This window comes from Paenibacillus tepidiphilus, assembly GCF_008635795.1.
Lineage (GTDB): Bacteria > Bacillota > Bacilli > Paenibacillales > Paenibacillaceae > Paenibacillus_AQ > Paenibacillus_AQ tepidiphilus.
Map to the genome: position 1 here is coordinate 23,037 of NZ_VWRQ01000007.1, position 18,594 is coordinate 41,630.

Here is an 18,594-nt window from a genome sequence, read left to right on the forward strand (position 1 = left end):
TTCCAGGCAGGCCGGAAGACATCCTTTCTGCAAAGACATGAAACTACAGATATAGAACCATAGTAGCGCATTTAAGAAAATTTAACTGTCGATTTATGGGAGAAAAGATTTTTTATTTTGGAATTTTGGTGAATTTCACACTAGACTCAGCAGCTTGCCGCTGACGCTTCCCGCCTCGTAATTGGCCAGCAGCGTCTGATAAGCCTGCTCCGCCAGCCGTTCCCCCGTCCGGGAATCCTCAAGCAGCTCCACGACATACCGCGCAAAAGCCTCCGGCTCATCGGCTATCATCAGGTTGGAGGCATGCTCATACTTGAGGCCTTCCGCTCCTTTGGAGGTGGAGACGACCGGCGTCTTCAGCGCCCAGGCCTCCAGAATCTTCAGTCTCGTTCCGCTGCCTTCCAGCAGCGGTGCAATGACTACCCGGGCTTTGCGGATATACTCTGCCACACTATCGACATAGCCGGTTATTACGATAGAGGAGTCCTGCTCCGCCAATGCGGCTACATCCGGATGCACATCCCTGCCGACAATATACCATTTGACATCCGGTACCCGGGCCTTGATCAGCGGATAAATCTCGCGGAAGAAATAAAGTGAGGCGTTCACATTGGGAAAATAATTCATATTGCCCGGCAGAATGATCCACTTCTCTTTGGAAGGAAGCGTTCTGAAGAAATAGTCGCTGATGCGGATAAAGTTGGGGATCACATGAACTTTATGGGCATGCGTCTCAGATAATGCCTTGAACGATTGGAGGTCTTGTTCCGAGGTGGTCAGCAGGAGGCTGGTCTTCTTCAGCAGTCCTATCTCATCCCTGCGTGTCCATAGCACATTCAGGGAATAGAACAGCTTTGAGAGGCCGTTCTTCTTGTGGGCAAGCTGGGCTGACAGTCCGCTCTCAAAATTATGCGCATCCGTAACGATTACGGCTCCAGGCAGTTGGTTGCGCACAATATCTACACAGCTGCCCAGCAGACTGTGGGAGATAAGTACCTGATTGTACTGCCGCTCCGCGCATAGCCGCTCAATGCTGGCCCGCATGTCCAGATCAATATGGCTCATATAGGAACAGTTGCGCCAGGTATATAACGAACGAAGCATCGCCTTTCTGTAAGTAACCGAGCGCTCCACTTCATGTACGGTCAGCCCCGCAAGATTGTTGTCTGCCGGTGTCTTGCCGCGGTAAGTCAGCAGATCTACATCATATTTGTCCAGCAGAATCCCCAGGATATTACCCGTGCGCAGCTTGCCTCCGCTGTCTTGCGGAAAAGGATTCTCCGCAGAGATGAACAGCATTCTTTCTTTCATTGTCATCGTCACTCCATTTCCCTTGTTTATCTCTTTATAAGTCTTCTTTCAGACATATGAGCATGGTTTCCTGATATATTACCCAAAAAGAATCAACAGTGTTGCGTTTTTGCCACGTATTTCAAAATTTTGTTATTAAATTGAATCCGCGGCTTACCATAAAAAGCAAACAGCACCCCTCCGATACAGGAGGAGCGCTGCTACTTCTAATCAATGGACTTATCGGGAGTCCTCCCCCGTGCTTCGCCCCGGACGACGCAGTTACGCCCACGGTGCTTGGCCTCATACAAGGCGGAATCGCTCAGCTTGTAAAGCTCATTCAGAGGAAACCTCATGCCGGAAGCAATCGTAACCACGCCTATGCTAACAGTATAAGTGAGTGGAACGCCCTCGATCTGCGCTTCCAGCACGCAGCGGCGCAGCCGCTCGGCGATTTCGTTACTGGCGGCTTCATCGGCCCGGTGCAGCAGAACCGCAAATTCTTCGCCGCCGAACCGGCCGAACAGATCGCCGTTGCCGAGCTGCTCGGCAACTCTGCTGGCGAAATCGCGCAGCACTTTATCACCGGTGTCATGCCCGTAGGTGTCGTTTACCCCTTTGAAGTGGTCCACATCCAGCAGCATGAACGAGTAAGGCTGTGCTTCCTTGGCAGCGGCCGCTATCAACGGCCGGGCCCGCAGCACGAAGGCGCGGCGGTTCAGAATTCCCGTCAGCTCGTCGTACGTAGCCACACGTTCCAGCTCAGCATAAGTATGCTCTCTGGAGAGCAGCATAAAGCCGGCTGTGCCAAGAAACATCAACAGGTAGACGCCCAGATAGCTGAAATCCCGTAGCAGTCCGGCAGTATCGGCCGGCATCGGCCGGCCGAGCGCCTCCGGTACCCTTGCCAGCAGCAGTATAATTACAGCGCCGTAGAGGATGCCCATTACTTTTTGCAGCGGAGTCCCTTTGATCTTCACCCCGAGCGCATAGCCGGGAACCACCTGCAGCAGCGCTCCGGCGAGTGCAGCATAAGCGATATAGTACGGACTCCTGGAATCAAGCACAGACAGGGTCAGCAAGACAGCCGCAGCCAAGCCCGCTAGACCGTAATACAACCTTTTCACCCGTTCCTCAAAGATACCAAGCAACTTCAGTATGGCAAAGATTTCTGCCGTCAATCCAGCAATACCCATAAGTGAGATCAGCGGCAGGGTATAGCGGATAGCTATTACATCCTGAAGCAGCAGCAGCAGAGTAATTGCCAGCTGCAGCACTTTGCCCGCAGCAAACAGCTCGGAGCTTCCATTGCTCGCAGCCCGCGATCGGTAGGCCAGAAGCAGCACCAGTGTAAAGAGATTGCCGAAAAAGAGGCATATCTGCAGCGTATGCACATCCAGATTAATGAAACACACCTCCTGACCTGCTCCGGCTAACGAATATATATGATCAAAAGCGTATCGCGCAGTGGTCAGCCCTTCGTCAAGACGAGCGGACTACGCGGTTTCTGCCATTTTGTTTGGCCTGGTATAGCGCCCGGTCTGACAGCTTGTACAGCATGCTTAATGAGGTCCATTGATCGGGCTTCACGGTAATGATACCGATGCTTACGGTACAATCACAAGGCAGCTTGAGCTGCGAGGCAGCCAAGACCGCTTCACGGAGCTGCTCCGCCTTCAGGCTGCTCTCCGCTTCGTTCAGGCCGTAAAGCACAACGGCAAATTCCTCGCCGCCCACCCTGCCGAACAGATCCCCGTTGCCCAGCCTCGCTTCGACTGTAAGCGCAAATTCCTGCAGCACCTTGTCCCCCTGATCATGACCGTACGTGTCATTCACCGTCTTGAAGTGGTCGATATCCATCAGCAGCAGAGTGTAGGGCTCGCCTTTTTGAACGGCCAGGGCCAGCTTCACCTCCGCTTCCAGAAAGAAGGCCCTGCGGCCCAGAATGGCAGTAAGCGTGTCGTAGGTCGCCATCCGCTTCAATTCCTCGTAGGAATGTTCATTGGAGAGCAGCACAAAGGCAGCGGTTCCCATAATCATCATAAAGAACATGCCCAGCAGATACGGGTACTGTGCGGCATCCGGCGACAGCGCCGACATATCCGGCTCCAGGAAAGCAGCGGCTACAGCCCGTACGAGCATGGCAGCGGCAATGAGATAGAATACACTGCCCAGCAGTCTCTGCAGCGGCGAACCATCCTTGCGCCGGGTCAACCGGAGAGCCGGATAAATGACGAACAGCATCGCCCAAAGCGAGGCCACAGCCACCCGCATATTCGGCCGATTAAAGAACAGGACAACCACAAGAAAGCTGACGATGCTCCCCGCCGCAATACACAGATAGTACAGCATTTCCTTGCGTCCCAGCATGCCCATCATCAGCAGCAGGGCAGCAATTTCCAGGCCGTAGCCGATCAGGATGAGTCCATTGCTGAAGGGTATGGCAATCCAGCGCGGCATGGCATCCCACAACAGCATCGAGCACCAGCAGGCAACCTGCAGCCACTTGGCCGCAATAAAGGTTCCCGAAGCGATATCCCGTGTGAAATGATAGCGGTAGAAGGTTATCAGCAGAGCAATAAACAAATTCCCAAAGATAAACAGGTATAACAGCGTTCGAATATCTAGCTGAAAATCCATGTGTACACCACCATAATTACGGGAATCAACCATTCTACCTGATACTATACTCGTTATACCCGTTTCTCCGAAAGATAATTTATGTAAGTCGCGCAATTATTCCACAAAAAACAAATACAACCTGCTAAATCAAAGAATGATTTAGCAGGTTGTATCGCGATGAGGTGTCTCTGCTCTAGCCTTTCAAGCGTTCGGCCAGCGCGTAGCCCACTTTATAAATATCCCCGGCGCCCATCGTCAGCACCAAATCGCCTGGAGCGATGCGGTCCTGCAGATCGGCGAGCACGGCTTCTTTGGTCGGCAGATGTCTTGCACTCGCGTTGCTGTTGCTCTTGATCAGCTCTACCAGCTTCGCGGAGGTCACGCCTTCAATCTGCTTCTCTCCCGCCGGAGAGTAAATGTCGGTGATAATGACCTCATCCGCTTCGCTGAATGCCCGGCTGAACGCATCCAGCAGGAAGAAGGTGCGCGTATAGCGCTGCGGCTGGAATACGGCAATAATCCGTTTGCCGGTCGCTTTGGCCGCGCTGATGGTCGCCTGGATCTCCGTCGGATGATGAGCGTAATCGTCAATGACCAGGATATCATCCACTTCGCCCAGCACCTGGAAGCGCCGCTTCGCCCCGTGGAATTTCACGATCGCAGCCGCAATGTCCGCAAACGCAATGCCCGCCTTCAGACAGGCGATAACCGCCGCCATCGAATTGTACAGATTATATTTGCCGGGAATGGAGAGCTCGATGGTCCCCAGCGTCTCATTGCCCTTGTTCATCGTGTAGGAGACCAGTCGGTCCCCAAGCACAATGTCTGTTGCGGTATAATCCGCGTCTGCCGAATGAATGCCGTAAGTGATGATCTGGCCTTTGACCTCCGGCAGGAGCGAGCGGGCCGTCTCGTCGTCGGCGCATACGATAGCCGTACCGTCTTCGCGCATCTGGTTCATGAACTGGACGTAGGCTGCCTTCAGCTTGCCGAAGTCGCCGCCGTAATTCTCCAGATGATCCGCTTCAATATTCGTTACGATGCCCAGCCAGGGATGATATTGCAGGAACGAGCCGTCGCTTTCGTCCGCCTCGGCCACCACAAACTCCCCTTGTCCCGCTTTCGCGTTCGTGCCGACATTCATGATTTCCCCGCCGATAATATAGGTAGGGTCCACACCGCAATCCTCCATCACCAGCGCGATCATCGAGGAGGTTGTCGTCTTGCCGTGCGCGCCGGCGACGGCAACGCCCTTGCGTTCGTTCAGCAGCCGCGCCAGCATCTGCGAGCGGTGCAGCACCGGAATGTTCAGGCGCTCCGCTTCCTTCCATTCCACGTTGTCGCTCGTAAGCGCCGTGGAGTAGACCACGAGGTCCGCCCCCTTGACCTGCTCAGCCGTATGGCCGATGTAGACCTTGGCGCCTTTGGCAATCAGTTTCTCTGTCAGTTCCTGGGCTGCCACGTCGGAGCCCGTAACCGTATATCCCATTTCCAGCATGACCCGGGCAATCGCGCTCATTCCGTAGCCGCCGATCCCGATAAAATGCACACGTTCAGTAGTATCCAACAGTTAGTCACCAGCCTTTTTCAGAATCGGGTTGCCGCAAAAGCGTGCTGCGCACGTCGGAAATCAAATACAATGTCCCTGACACGACCGCCAGGTCGTCTTCCGACGTAAGCGACATTAACAGCTGCAGCGCCTTGCCCCAATTGTGTTCCACGATAATTTGTAAATCTGGTTTGCCGTAGGTCTCCCGCAAGCCTTCCGCAATCGCCCGCAGTTCGTCCGCGTCCATTTTCTTCCGGAAATCCGGTTCGGTCAGAATGAGCGTATCCACTATAGGCAGTATATGCTTGAAGTAGGACTCATGATGCTTGTTCGAGAGCATTCCCATCAGCAAATTTAATTTATTGTACCGGTAAAAGTGCGGCAGGCTCTTCGCCAGGCTCTCCGCACCCTCCGGGTTGTGCGCTCCGTCCAGTACTATGCGCGGAGAAGTACCGACCTCCTCCAGCCGGCCGGCCCAGAACGTGCTGCGGAAGCCCTCCAGCACATCCTCGTCCTCGAGCATGAAAGCCATATACTGGCGCAGCACCTCCAGCGCCATCATCGCACCTGCCGCATTGCTGAGCTGATGCTCGCCTTTCATGGCAATGTCGATGCCGATCGAGCGGAAGGGGCCCTTGAAGGTGAAGCTCTGCAGTCCGTCCTTAATCTCTCCGGCTTCGTAACTGAAGTCCTCGCCGGCCAGATACAGCGTCGAGCGGGTTGCCGCAGCCTTGTCCTTCAGGACTGCGATGGCCTCCGGCTGGCTGACGCAGCTTACCGCCGGAACACCCGGCTTGATGATGCCCGCCTTCTCATAGGCTATTGCTTCAATCGTATCGCCAAGCACATCCGTATGGTCATGACCGACATTGGTAATGACCGAGACGACCGGAGTGACAATATTCGTCACATCCAGCCTTCCCCCCAGACCTGTCTCCCATACGACCACGTCAGGGAAGCAGACCTCCGCATAATACAGGATTGCCAGCGCAGTCGACACCTCGAACATCGTCGGTGACCCCAGCTCTCCCGCGGCAAGCTCGGCCACGAGCGGATGGAGCCGGTTCGCCAGAGCCACAAGCGTCTCTTCGGAAATATCTTCACCGTTATATTGGAACCGGTTGGTGAATTTCGTGATATAAGGAGAAGTGTAGGTACCGACACTGTACCCGCTCTGCAGCAGTGCACTGGTCAGAAAAGCGCAGGTCGAACCCTTGCCGTTCGTACCTGCGACATGAATAAATTTCAGCCTGCGGTGCGGGTGGCCTAAGGCTTCCATCATGGCCTCGATCCGCTCCAGACCCGGACGGATGCCGAAAGGAATCAGCCCGTTGATCCAGTCCACCGCTTCTGTGTATGAACGTAGGGGAGCGGCCGCGCCGCCCCCGAGAATCTCTTCCATAGTCCTTATCCTCTCAGCTCTGCGATACGGGCAATCACTTTCTCGCGCTTGGCGGAATAATCCGCCTGCTTCGCCCGCTCCTCTTCGATGACTTTAGCCGGTGCCTTGGCGACGAAGCCTTCATTGCCGAGCTTCTTCGCCACACGGTCCACTTCGCTGTTCAGCGTCTGTACTTCTTTCTCCAGACGGAGGATTTCCTGCTCGATATCGATCAGCCCCGACAGCGGCAGGAGCAGCTCTGCTCCCGTAACCACGGCCGACATAACCTTATCCGGCGTCTGCGGGTCAAGTCCCGCTTCAAAGGATGATGTATTGCAGAATCGTGCAATGTAATGGCCGTTGCGTTCGACGATGCGCTGAGTTTCCTCGTCACCCGCCTTGACGATCAGCTCAACCTTCTTGCTCATCGGCACATTCACTTCGGCGCGGATATTGCGCACCGCCCGGATGATATCCATCAGGAGATTCATTTCCTTCACGGCTTCCGGATTCTCCAGCGCAGTCTCATACTTCGGCCATTCGGCCAGCATAATCGTACGGCCTTCATGCGGCAGATGCTGCCAGATCTCCTCGGTGATGAACGGCATGAACGGATGAATCAGACGCAGGGTGCGGTCCAGCACGTAAGCCAGTACGGATTGTGTCTTGGCCTTGGCGGATGCGTCTTCGCCGTATAGAGACAGCTTGGCAAACTCAATGTACCAGTCACACAGATCATCCCAAATGAAGTTATACAGCAGGCGTCCGGTTTCGCCGTACTCGTACGCGTCAATTAGACGCGTAATATCGCGGGAAGTTTCGTTCAGGCGGTGCAGAATCCAGCGGTCAGCCGTGCTTAGCTCACCTGAAATGTCAATATCTGCAAAGGTTACGCCCTCCAGATTCATCAATGCGAAGCGGGAAGCGTTCCAGATCTTGTTGGCGAAATTGCGCGCCTGCTCTACCTTCTCCAGGCGGAAGCGCAGGTCCTGGCCGGCCGTGCTGCCGGTGGAAATCATGAAGCGCATGGCATCGGCGCCATAGTTGTCGATGACCTCCAGCGGATCAATGCCGTTGCCGAGCGATTTGGACATTTTGCGGCCTTCCGCGTCGCGTACAAGACCGTGCATCAATACATCGGAGAACGGCTTCTGTCCCGTGAATTCAACGGAAGAGAAGATCATCCGCGCCACCCAGAAGTAGATAATATCGTAACCCGTCACAAGCACATTGTTCGGAAAGTAACGCTGATAATCGCTGCTCGATTCATCCGGCCAGCCGAGTGTGGCGAACGGCCAGAGGTTCGAGCTGAACCAGGTATCGAGTACGTCCTCGTCTTGCTTGAGATCGTCAAGGCCGCTGATCCGGCGCGCCTCCTCTTCGTCGCGGGCCACAAATACTTCGCCCGTAGACTCAGAGTACCAGGCCGGAATCCGGTGGCCCCACCACAGCTGGCGGGAAATACACCAGTCGCGGACATTCTCGATCCAGTTCAGATAGGTACGCTCAAAGCGCTCCGGTACGAAGCTGATTCCATTGCCTTCCTTCTGGGCGGCAATCGCCGCTTCAGCCAGCGGCTGCATCTTCACGAACCACTGCGTGGACAGATACGGCTCAATTACAGCACCCGAACGTTCACTGTGTCCTACCTGGTGTACGTGATCCTCGATGGACACGAGCACTCCCTGCTCCTTCAGGTCGGCGACGATTCTCTTGCGGCACTCGCTGCGGTCCTGCCCCTGATAAGGACCCGCTTCTTCATTCATCGTGCCGCTCTCATCCATTACGCTGATCTGCGGAAGGTTATGCCGCAGGCCTACCTCGAAGTCATTCGGATCATGCGCCGGCGTGATCTTCACGGCGCCGCTGCCGAATTCCTTCTCGACATATTCGTCGGCAATTACCGGAATCTCGCGGCCGATAATCGGCAGAATCAGCGTCTTTCCGATCATATCGCTGTAGCGTTCATCTTCAGGATGAACAGCAACCGCTGTATCGCCGAGCATCGTTTCCGGACGCGTGGTGGCGACCGTAATATAACCGCTGCCGTCCTTAAGCGGATAGCGCAGATGGTACAGATGCCCGTTCACTTCCTTATATTCAACCTCGATATCCGACAGCGCCGTTCTGGCGGCGGGGTCCCAGTTGATGATCCGTTTGCCGCGGTAGATCAGGCCTTTGTTGTAGAGGCTGACAAAGACTTGGCGGACTGCGTCCGACATGCCCTCATCCAGCGTGAAGCGTTCGCGGGAGTAGTCGAGCGACAGGCCCATTTTGGCCCACTGGTCGTGAATCGTTTCCGCATATTGATCCTTCCACGCCCATACCTGCTCCAGGAACTTCTCGCGTCCCAGGTCATGCCGGGAGATCCCCTGCTGGCGCAGCTTCTGCTCCACCTTCGTCTGTGTAGCAATCCCTGCATGGTCCGTGCCCGGCAGCCACAGGGTGTCATAGCCCTGCATCCGCTTCACGCGGATCAGAATATCCTGCAGGGTGAAATCGAGCGCATGCCCGATATGCAGCATTCCCGTTACGTTCGGCGGCGGAATGACGATAGAGTAAGGCTCGGCCTCCGGCCGCAGGCCCGCCTTAAAGAATTCATTCTCCAGCCAGTAGGTGTACCATTTGTGTTCCGCCGCCTTCGGATCATAGGTCGTCGGCATTCCGGTTTGTTTGTTCTCGGCTCCGGTCGGCGCAGCAGCTTCCTGCGGCGCTTCAGGCGCCAGGTTGTTCTGGTGTTCAGCCATGTTCATAAACCTCCATTATCAAGTGACAGATTAGATATAACAGTCAAGATGAACCGGATGTGCCGTCATATTAAGAACGGAATCACTTCCTGAAACAAACAAAAAGGCCCCTCGTCCTCAAAGGACGAAAGACCATTCTTTCGCGGTACCACCTTTGTTTCGCGATATAGCAAGATCCTGCCTGCCCCCGGAACATGTTCCGTCCAAAGTACAGTCGCGACACTCATGCAGATAACGGCTGCTTCCGGCACAATCCTACTCCCGGTTCCAATTGCGGTAACCGGCTCGGAATGGCGACTCCGGGGCGACTTCGGGGGCTGCATCCTGCGGAAAATCACAGCAACAACAATTCCGCTCTCTGAAGGGCTGACCGCCTACTCTTCCCGTTCCCAGTCTTTCGCTAATGATTGCATAAACCCATAATACATTCAGAGCTATTCCTAGTCAACCAGCATACGCATAATGGGCCTGTCTTATACCCGGGAACCCGGTGAATCTGCAAAAGACGGCCCCTAAGCCATGAATGGCCTAAGACCGTCTCCGGTTTCCTCCGCTCGGTTAACCCCGGCGCCAGGTTTAATGTCTGCAACCCTCTTCAGCATTTCCCGGCGCTCAGGGGATATAAAGCACTTGCCCTTCCTCCACATTCTGTCCGGACAGCCGGTTGTAGCTGGAAAGCTCGCGGACGCTGAGATGGTATTTCTCCGCAATCGTATCCAGCGTATCCTCACGCTGCACAATGCAGAGCCGGACTTTACGGAACAGCTCCGAAGCGCTTGTGCTCCCGATGAAACGGCTCTTCCAGTCATTGTCGTTGCCGGGCTCCGCAGCAGCCGGCTGAACTGCCTGCGGCGCTTCCTCCGGAGCAGGTACGTCATGCTCCTTGCGGAAACGGTTTGTACCCAGAAGCGAAGAGAACGACAGCGTCTCCTTGGCCTGCGGCTCTGCATCCTTCTTGGAGCCCAGAGCAACCTTGAGGTCAGGCTTTTCCTCTGCCGGAAGCGCTGCTTCCTGATACAGTGCGTTGTCGGTATTCTCCGCTGCCACAAGAAGGCCTTCTTCCGGCACCGGTACCGCAGTTCCGGCATCTTCCGCCGCAGCAAGCACTGTCCCGCTCTCATACACGGCATGGATTTCTGCATCTTGAACGGTCTGCTCCTGCTTGCCTGCGCCAGAAGCTTCGGCAAGTTGCCCGGCCGCAGCGCCGGCGCCAGCGTTATCGGATGCTCTGCCCGGCTCAAGGATTGCACCTATCTGCCATGGAGAACCGTCCAGGCTGTGGGTGCGCAGCTTCTTCTCCTGTTCCTTCTGCAGCGGAGCGGCAATATCCGCCGGCTGGGTGTAGCCCGTAGCGTCCTCCGGATACAGGTCGCCTTCCGTGCCTCCTGCGGCTTCCGGCCCGGAGCCGGAATACTCCTTCTCGTCCGGCGCTGTTTCCGCTGTTCCTTCGCCGAAGGTCCACAGCGAATTCTCATAAAGCGCGTCATGGTCCGATTCACGGGCATGGATCTCCTGGGGTGCTTCATCCGACGGGGAATAGGCTACCGTGTACTCTTCCTGCTGCCAGGCCGGCTGGCTGTCGCCGGTGCCGATGCCGCGCAGCGAGAGAATGCCGGTAATGTTGACCGTGCGCATGGTCAGCAGGTCGATGTCGAAGTTCTCGATCTCCACGCCTATGTCTTCAAGCGAACGGACGCGGGTCAGCGGAACGGTGATTTCCACAGGGATGGCATGCTCCAGCCGCTCCGTACGGTCGTTCTCTCCCCTGTAGAGCCCGGTAAGCAGCAGCTGGCCGTGCAGCTCGGCGCGGTCCTCCCGCTGGATCACCGTAATATCCGGAATCAGCTCCACCTCTTCGAGTTCGGCGATTCCGGGCAGCTCTTCGGAGAGGTGAATGCGTTCATAAATATCAAACCGCAAGCCGTGGGACGGGTCAAACACGGAAATGTCCTCCTTTTTGGCATAATCTAACCCTGAGACAAGCCCAGAGCATAAGCCCAAAATGTTACTCCACACATGTATATGCTTTTTTCAAGGAGGCATGACAACTTTGGTGCGGCAGGGGACAGACCCGTTCTTCCCGCTAATTCCTACTGATTCATGCTAATCGAAGCAATCCGCTCATCCGGAACGACATATTGCGCCGGCAGACTGCGGCGCAGCAGCGGTACGAGCGGGTCTGCAGGATTCAAGGCCTGCAGCAGATCGGCCGGATGAAAAGCATCCGCCAGACGTGTGGATCCCGGCTTCTCCAGCTGACGGAGTGCGCTGCCGGCGCGGTAACGCAGAGCCTGCTCGCCGATCGTTCTGCGGTACACCTTCAGTGTACTGTCCGTCATCGTAGCCAGTGAACGGGTATGCAGCGCCCAGATTTTCGCCGCACTGCCCGTCTTTGCCCGCAGCTCATCGTCGCCGAGCAGCCGCAGCAGCATCCCAGCCAGGGCTCCGCTATCCTCCGCAGGCACAATCCAGCCGGTCGTGCCATGCTGTACCATCTCGGGCATGCCCGTTGTCCCGCTCACAATCGGGGCAATTCCGGCAAGCTGGGCCTCCGTAACGGAGTAAGGCTGGGTATCCTGCAGGCTGGGCTGCACATAGATGTCGGCTCCGGCAAGCGCAGACGGGATATTGTCCACTTTGCCGGCGAACACCACCTTCTCGGCGATTCTGAGTCCCTGGGCCTGGGCCTTCAGCTCCTCCTCCAGGCTGCCGATTCCCGCTATCACGCAGGTCCAGTCCTGGCGGCTGCGGCAGACCTCGCCCAGTGCGCCGAGCAGCACGTGGACACCCTTGATGTATTCCAGGCGTCCGGCATACATTATGATCTTGTGCCCGGCGGACACCCTGAACGGCGACGGCTGGGCTGCCTTGGCGGCGTATTCCCCGAGATTAATGCCGTAAGGGACCGTATGGATCACATCCTCGGGGACCCCGGCATCCCGGACCCATTTGCCGATCCACTTCGAGGAGACCAGTATGCTGTCCGCGGCCAGCGCCCCCAGCTCCTCCATCCGCCGGAAATACCTCCAGATGGGCCGCTGTTCATAGACCTCCTGCGTCAGCCAGGGCTCCAGCCCCTTGTACTCGTAATAGGCCTCCCGGCTCAGCGCCCCGTGCATGCTCGTAACGAGCGGCACCGGGGTCTGCATAATCCGCCGCAGCGCATACGACGAGATCGGGTCCTGGGCATGGATAATATCGTAATTATGCAATCCCAGAACTGCGGCACCGCCCTCAAACACATACCGGCCTAGCTCAAAGCTGAAGATGCCGTGCTCCAGATGCAGGTGGGGAAACCTGGCTGAATCCAGATAAGGCAGCAGCGCGGAGTAGTAGGCTTTTTTATCAAAGGATTGTGCGCTTCCCAACAAATAAAGCCGGTTATTCTCCACATGGCTCCCCATCAGCGTTACCGAGTGCCCCAGCCTCCCGAGCTGGTCCGACAGCTGGTTCATGTACGTCCAGATGCCGCCCATATTGGTCAGTCCCCAGTAAGTGACCAGCAGTATTCTCATAAACTCCTCACCCCCGGCTAGAAATTATTGCATACTTAAGCAATTCAGCTGCGTAGTAACAAATTATTATATGAATACCGGGTAGTAGCGGCGTGGGTATGAGTCGAACAGAACTCCAGCTGAAAACACGCTATGCCTCATAGGATGATAGAAATCTTCAGTTCAAGTTATATAAATCAAAAAATCCTTTTTATCCCTTTCGATCTTTTCGGGTATAATCGGTATAATTCGTGAAAGGATATGTCATCTATGTCAAAAGCCCGAATCTTTGACCTGTCGCTGTTCGCCGCCGCAGCAGCTGTGGCCTTCGCTTGTCCCCGTGTAATCGATCTGGATCATACCTATTGGACCGCCCTGCTGCTCTACTGGGCATTCTCCAGTTTCTATTTTCAATTGCGCATCGTCACCCGGAGCGGCAATTCAAACATAGATTACGCGATCAGCTACACGTCCTCCTTCGGGGTGTTCGCCGGACCCCTGGGGACTTTTTTGTTCGAGACGCTTTACAGCTTTACCGTTTTTCTGTACAAAAAGAAGACCAAAACCGCAGATCCCGGTGAGCTGCTGGACACCTTTTACAATATTGGCTCCTTCACGCTGGGCGGGACGGCCGGCTATTATCTGTACACCTTACTGTATCCGTATGCCGGGCAGCTGCCGCTGGGCTACTGGCTGCTATTCTGTCTGGTTACCTTCGTCAGCATGGTGCTGTCCTCCGGCTTTCTGGTCATCACATTCACACTGTCCGGTGATATCAAGACCCGCAAAGAGGCGCTGAATCTGCTGCTGCGCAGCCGCAATCTGCTTGATTTCTGCAAGGTGGCGCTGACCAACGGCCTGCTCCTGCTGTTCTTGCAAATGGAGCGTTGGGATATGCTGCTCGCGCTGTTTCTGCTGAATTACGTCGTCAGCCTCTCCTTTTACTCCAAATCACAAAGCGCCCAGCACAAATACGAGCGGGACAAGTTCGAGCAGATGGCTTACCGGGATTTTCTTACGGGAACCTACAACCGCGCCCATATGGATAAAATGATGCAGGAGCTTAACCAAAGCGGAGAGATCATCGGCATTGCCGTAGCAGATATCGACCGCTTCAAAAAAATCAACGACAGCTATAACCACGCGGTGGGCGACAAGGTCATTGTCCATTTTGCAGAGACGCTGGCCGCTCACATGCAGGATGAGGATATTCTGTTCCGCAGCGGCGGCGAGGAGTTCACCATGTTCCTGCGGCACAAATCCTTCGAGTCATGCATGGCGCAAATCCAGGGCATCCTGGACAGCGTGAAGGATCACAGCGTCGCTGCAGAGTACGAGGAAGAGGATATTACGGTTACGTACTCCGCCTCCTTCGGGCTATACTATTACAAGACCGACGCCGACCGGAAGATTTCTATGGAAAAAGGTTATGTATACGCCGACCAGCTGCTCCTCGAATCGAAAAAGCTGGGGCGCAACCGGCTCTCGTACCGCAACGGGTTGACCCCGCCAGGCCTGTCAGAACAGTTATGACCTAGTCAAAAAAGCGCCGCTCCGCCGTTATCGGTGGAGCGGCGCTTGGTTTGCAGTTGTGCCGCTCCTGTGCAGCGTCTCTCGGGAACGGCAGTGTTGCTCCATTGGTGCAGTTGCTGCGGTAGAGAGCGTTAAAGCCACCTTGATGCAGCGTCCGCTGTAGAAGACGTTAGTGTTAATGCCTTTGCCCAGCGGCTGCGGTAGAGAGCGAGAGTGTTACCGGTGTTACTGGTGTTGCCGGATCTCTCGGGAGCCTCAGGCAACCAGCTTACAGCTGTGCGGCGCTGAATGTATCTCCACCTTCGATTGTTCCGGAGTTAAAGCCCTTGTAGAACCAGCGCTTCCGCTGCTCCGAGGTACCGTGCGTGAAGCTGTCCGGCACGGCGTAGCCCTGCGCCTGCTTCTGGATGGTATCGTCGCCGACGGCACTCGCCGCAGCCAGCGCCTCCTCCAGATCGCCCTCCTCCAGCAGATTCTCGCCCTGCACATGGTGAGCCCACACGCCTGCCAGATAATCGGCCTGCAGTTCAAAGCGCACCGAGTAGCCGTTGTATTCGGCCTCGCTCACGCTCCGGCGCAGCTCATCCAGCTTGGCGGTAGTGCCCAGCAGCGTCTGTACATGATGGCCGACCTCATGGGCAACGACATAAGCCATCGCAAAATCGCCCGGTGCCTGGAACCGCTGCTGCAGCTCATCGTAAAAGCTCAAATCAATGTACAGCTTGGCGTCGCCGGGGCAATAGAACGGCCCCACCGCTGAGGTCGCCGTGCCGCAGGCCGAATTCACGCTGCCGCTGTAGAGCACAAGCGTCGGGTCGGTGTACGTTATCCCCCGTGCCGCAAACAGCTCGCCCCACACCTCTTCAGTATCGGCCAGCACGACCGAGACGAACTGAGCCAGCTCCTCTTCCTGGGCCGAAGGCTGATAAGAGCCGTTTGTACTGGATGTGCTGGTGGTTGTGGCCGAGCCTAAATTACCCAGAATGTCGCCTACATTCCCGCCGCTCAGCAGTGTAACGATGACTACAAGAATAATACCGCCGATGCCCCCGCCTACCATTTTCCCGCCGCTGAGCCCTCTGCGGTCTTCTACATTGCTGCTGCCTCTTCTGCCCTGCCAACGCATGGCTTCAGCTCCCTTCATGTATGCCAATCGGACCGCCCGGTGCCGGTTCCGGCTCCTGGTCCCGTCAGTTCTATAAGAGATATACCCAAAAATCACAGGAGCGTACACGAAAGGCGCTTTACAGGTCTTTACAGTTCCAAGGGAATAGGCAAGCGTTCTTAGTTGCACTTTGTACATTTAAATCCTGTAAAAAGCCCCGTGTTCAGGAGATAGTTGCACTTCATACACCTAAAACAGTAAATTTCAATCACTTCAGTGTGTTCCCGGCCTTATAGCTGTACAATGTACAACTATAATGAAATGGCGGCCAATTCGCTTTGAAATAGTTGCAGAGAGTGCAATAAAAACGCAATCTCTGCACCATTAGGCAATAGGCTATTTGGAAAAGCAGGGTCCCTTGGGTTGAGAACGGCTACCGCTTCAACAAAAACAGGAGGGAGGCCAAGTTCTGGCCTCCCTCCTGCCGATCATCTTTCAATTCTAATCTGCTTGGGCCGTAACCCTGTGGCAGCCCCGCTAAGCCGAGTCATCCTGTCTCAGCCCGGCAGCTGCCACGGATTGCTGAGCCGCGCCCGCAGCGCCAGCATATCCTCCGGCCACGGATCAGCGACCTCGATCAGGTCCCGCGTCCAGGGATGGCTGAAGGCCAGCGACTCGCCGTGCAGCGCCTGACGGCTGGAGCCGCCGGGCAAGCCAGCGGCTCCGGCCTGGCCGGGAGCAGCGCCGCCTCCCGGAGCAGGCCACGGCGGCCCGCCGTACAGCTCGTCGCCGAACAGCGGATGTCCCGCATGGCTGAGGTGCACGCGGATCTGGTGCGTGCGGCCGGTCTCCAGCCGCAGCTTGACCACGCTGCCGCCCGGCAGCGCCTCGCGCGCCAGCACATGCGTCACCGCCGCTTGTCCGCCGGGGGAGACCCGGCGGCGTGCGGCATGGTGACGGTCGCGGCCGATCGGCGCGTCGATCCGCTGCAGCGCAGGCGGCACGGCGCCCTGCACAATCGCGGCGTACTGCCGCGAGACGTCCTTGCTGCGCAGCGCCTCATCCAGCACAAGCTGCGCGTATTCGTTCTTGGCGTACAGCACCGGCCCGGTCGTGTCCTTGTCCAGCCTGTGCACATGCCGGACAGCGATGCCGCCGCCGGAGACTGCATAATGTGCCGCCACGACATGGTCGAGTGTCACGCCCTGGCCGCTGCCGTCGGGATGGACCGCCATGCCGGCGGGCTTGTGGACGACGAGGCAGAAGTCGTCCTCGAACAGCACCTCCGCCTGCTGACTTACCGGCCCGATCCCCGCCTCACGCGGCGGGAACAGCCGCAGGCGCAGGCGGTCGCCCCTCCACTGGATCTCGCCCTCGCGGCGCATCCGGGCATGCAGCTTCTCCGGCATGCCGGCCGTCCCGAGCAGCCAGCGGTCTACCGCGGCCTCCCGGTCCGGTTCGCGGGTAATGCTGCGCCCGGGCATGGCTTCGAGCCATTCCCCGCGCCGGGTCCAGGCCCCGCCACCGGCCGGGTGTGCCCCGTTCTCCGCCGTCACAGTGCCTTCAGGGCATTGTAATGGCCCTCGATGGTCGCGTCGATATCCTGCTCACTGTGCACGGCAGAGACGAACATCCCCTCGAACTGCGACGGCGGCACACTGATGCCCTGATCCAGCATGTGGCCGAAGTAGCGCCGGAACATATCCAGATTGCTGGTCTTGGCCGTCTCGAAGTTGATGACCGGCCCTTCCGTAAAGAACGGACACACCATCGAGCCGACACGGTTAATGGTCAGCGGAATGCCCAGCTCCTTACTGTTCTTCCTGAGACCGGCTTCGAGCCGTGCCCCAAGCGTCTCCAGGCGGTCGTAGACCTCGGGCGTCAGCAGCTTCAGTGTGTGGTAGCCCGCCGTCATCGCCAGCGGATTGCCGCTGAGTGTGCCTGCCTGATAGATCGGACCGGAAGGAGCGATCTGCTCCATAATTTCTTTTTTGCCGCCATAGGCACCGACCGGAAGCCCCCCGCCGATAACCTTCCCGAAGCAAGTCAGATCCGGCTGAATATCGAACAGGCCCTGCGCACAGCTGTAGCCCACGCGGAAGCCCGTCATCACCTCGTCAAAAATCAGCAGCGCCCCATATCCCGTCGTCACCTTGCGCAAGCCCTCCAGGAAGCCCGGCAGCGGCGGCACCACGCCCATATTGCCGGCCACCGGCTCGACAATGACTGCGGCAATATCAGTACCATACCGTTCAAAAGCGACTTTTGCGCTCTCCAAGTCATTGTAAGGTACAGTAATAGTGTTAGCCGCCACGCCTTCCGGTACGCCCGGACTGTCGGGCAGGCCCAGTGTGGCCACGCCGGAGCCCGCCTTGATCAGCAAGCTGTCGGCATGGCCGTGGTAGGAGCCTTCGAATTTGAGGATTTTGCTGCGCCCGGTGTACCCCCGCGCCAGCCGGATTGCGCTCATCGTCGCTTCCGTTCCCGAGTTAACCATACGCACAATGTCCACCGAAGGGACGCGTTCCACAACGGCCTTGGCCATCTCCGTCTCCAGCAGCGTCGGCGCTCCGAAGCTGGTCCCTTTAACTGCCGCTTCCTGCAGCGCCTTAACCACTTCCGGATGGGCATGGCCCATGATCAGCGGTCCCCAGGAACAGACGTAGTCGATAAAGCTGTTGCCGTCAATATCATAAATCCGCGAGCCGCTCCCGTGATCCACATACACCGGGGTCAGGCCTACCGATTTGAACGCCCGCACCGGGCTGTTCACCCCGCCGGGAATATACTGCTTGGCTTCGTCAAAAGCCTTCCGGGAAGCCTCTTCCCGGCGTGACAAAGGCACATTGCCCATAGCGATATTCACTCCTGTC

Annotated in this window: 12 protein-coding genes; 1 reads left to right on the forward strand and 11 read right to left on the reverse strand. The window is 56.8% G+C overall.

What is annotated here, in order from left to right:
* Positions 1 to 135 precede the first annotated feature (135 nt).
* The 8 genes from F1379_RS10900 to F1379_RS10935 form a co-directional block, all read right to left on the reverse strand.
* Positions 136 to 1,311 carry a glycosyltransferase gene (locus F1379_RS10900; protein WP_162551122.1) on the reverse strand — a complete coding sequence of 392 codons (1,176 nt, stop codon included), beginning with the start codon at positions 1,309 to 1,311 and terminating at the stop codon, positions 136 to 138.
* A 206-nt stretch (positions 1,312 to 1,517) separates the two neighbouring features.
* The gene (locus F1379_RS10905; protein WP_150269374.1) at positions 1,518 to 2,705 is read right to left on the reverse strand and encodes a GGDEF domain-containing protein; all 1,188 of its coding nucleotides are present in this window, start codon (positions 2,703 to 2,705) and stop codon (positions 1,518 to 1,520) included.
* Positions 2,706 to 2,772: 67 nt separating this feature from the next.
* Positions 2,773 to 3,930 carry a GGDEF domain-containing protein gene (locus tag F1379_RS10910; RefSeq protein ID WP_162551123.1) on the reverse strand — a complete coding sequence of 386 codons (1,158 nt, stop codon included), beginning with the start codon at positions 3,928 to 3,930 and terminating at the stop codon, positions 2,773 to 2,775.
* Positions 3,931 to 4,105: 175 nt separating this feature from the next.
* Positions 4,106 to 5,479, reverse strand: coding sequence for a UDP-N-acetylmuramate--L-alanine ligase (gene murC, locus F1379_RS10915; protein ID WP_150269378.1), 1,374 nt, complete (start codon positions 5,477 to 5,479; stop codon positions 4,106 to 4,108).
* Positions 5,480 to 5,486: 7 nt separating this feature from the next.
* On the reverse strand, positions 5,487 to 6,863 hold the full coding sequence (locus F1379_RS10920) for a bifunctional folylpolyglutamate synthase/dihydrofolate synthase (RefSeq protein WP_150269380.1): 1,377 nt from the start codon (positions 6,861 to 6,863) through the stop codon (positions 5,487 to 5,489).
* 5 nt (positions 6,864 to 6,868) lie between these two features.
* Positions 6,869 to 9,505 carry a valine--tRNA ligase gene (locus F1379_RS10925; protein ID WP_150269786.1) on the reverse strand — a complete coding sequence of 879 codons (2,637 nt, stop codon included), beginning with the start codon at positions 9,503 to 9,505 and terminating at the stop codon, positions 6,869 to 6,871.
* Between the two features lie 696 nt (positions 9,506 to 10,201).
* Positions 10,202 to 11,530: a LysM peptidoglycan-binding domain-containing protein gene (locus F1379_RS10930; RefSeq protein WP_150269382.1), complete on the reverse strand. Its 1,329-nt coding sequence runs from the start codon at positions 11,528 to 11,530 to the stop codon at positions 10,202 to 10,204.
* 149 nt (positions 11,531 to 11,679) lie between these two features.
* The gene (locus F1379_RS10935; RefSeq protein WP_150269383.1) at positions 11,680 to 13,104 is read right to left on the reverse strand and encodes a glycosyltransferase family 4 protein; all 1,425 of its coding nucleotides are present in this window, start codon (positions 13,102 to 13,104) and stop codon (positions 11,680 to 11,682) included.
* A 249-nt stretch (positions 13,105 to 13,353) separates the two neighbouring features.
* Here F1379_RS10935 and F1379_RS10940 point away from each other — a divergent pair, with 249 nt between their 5' ends.
* Positions 13,354 to 14,616, forward strand: coding sequence for a GGDEF domain-containing protein (locus tag F1379_RS10940; RefSeq protein WP_150269385.1), 1,263 nt, complete (start codon positions 13,354 to 13,356; stop codon positions 14,614 to 14,616).
* A 268-nt stretch (positions 14,617 to 14,884) separates the two neighbouring features.
* Here the strand turns inward: F1379_RS10940 and ypfJ are convergent, their stop codons facing one another.
* The 3 genes from ypfJ to hemL form a co-directional block, all read right to left on the reverse strand.
* Positions 14,885 to 15,742: a KPN_02809 family neutral zinc metallopeptidase gene (ypfJ, locus tag F1379_RS10945; protein ID WP_150269387.1), complete on the reverse strand. Its 858-nt coding sequence runs from the start codon at positions 15,740 to 15,742 to the stop codon at positions 14,885 to 14,887.
* Between the two features lie 536 nt (positions 15,743 to 16,278).
* The gene (locus tag F1379_RS10950) at positions 16,279 to 17,205 is read right to left on the reverse strand and encodes an RluA family pseudouridine synthase (protein ID WP_150269788.1); all 927 of its coding nucleotides are present in this window, start codon (positions 17,203 to 17,205) and stop codon (positions 16,279 to 16,281) included.
* A 68-nt stretch (positions 17,206 to 17,273) separates the two neighbouring features.
* Positions 17,274 to 18,575 carry a glutamate-1-semialdehyde 2,1-aminomutase gene (hemL, locus tag F1379_RS10955; protein ID WP_150269389.1) on the reverse strand — a complete coding sequence of 434 codons (1,302 nt, stop codon included), beginning with the start codon at positions 18,573 to 18,575 and terminating at the stop codon, positions 17,274 to 17,276.
* Positions 18,576 to 18,594: the final 19 nt, after the last annotated feature.

Bases quoted from the DNA above. Each gene is read 5' to 3' on its own strand.
- hemL (WP_150269389.1), bottom strand. From the start codon at position 18,575: ATGGGCAATGTGCCTTTGTCACGCCGGGAAGAGGCTTCCCGGAAGGCT.
- F1379_RS10910 (WP_162551123.1), bottom strand. From the start codon at position 3,930: ATGGATTTTCAGCTAGATATTCGAACGCTGTTATACCTGTTTATCTTT.
- F1379_RS10920 (WP_150269380.1), bottom strand. From the start codon at position 6,863: ATGGAAGAGATTCTCGGGGGCGGCGCGGCCGCTCCCCTACGTTCATAC.
- F1379_RS10900 (WP_162551122.1), bottom strand. From the start codon at position 1,311: ATGAAAGAAAGAATGCTGTTCATCTCTGCGGAGAATCCTTTTCCGCAA.
- F1379_RS10925 (WP_150269786.1), bottom strand. From the start codon at position 9,505: ATGCCGACGACCTATGATCCGAAGGCGGCGGAACACAAATGGTACACC.
- F1379_RS10935 (WP_150269383.1), bottom strand. From the start codon at position 13,104: ATGAGAATACTGCTGGTCACTTACTGGGGACTGACCAATATGGGCGGC.
- F1379_RS10950 (WP_150269788.1), bottom strand. From the start codon at position 17,205: ATGCCCGGGCGCAGCATTACCCGCGAACCGGACCGGGAGGCCGCGGTA.
- F1379_RS10940 (WP_150269385.1), top strand. From the start codon at position 13,354: ATGTCAAAAGCCCGAATCTTTGACCTGTCGCTGTTCGCCGCCGCAGCA.
- ypfJ (WP_150269387.1), bottom strand. From the start codon at position 15,742: ATGCGTTGGCAGGGCAGAAGAGGCAGCAGCAATGTAGAAGACCGCAGA.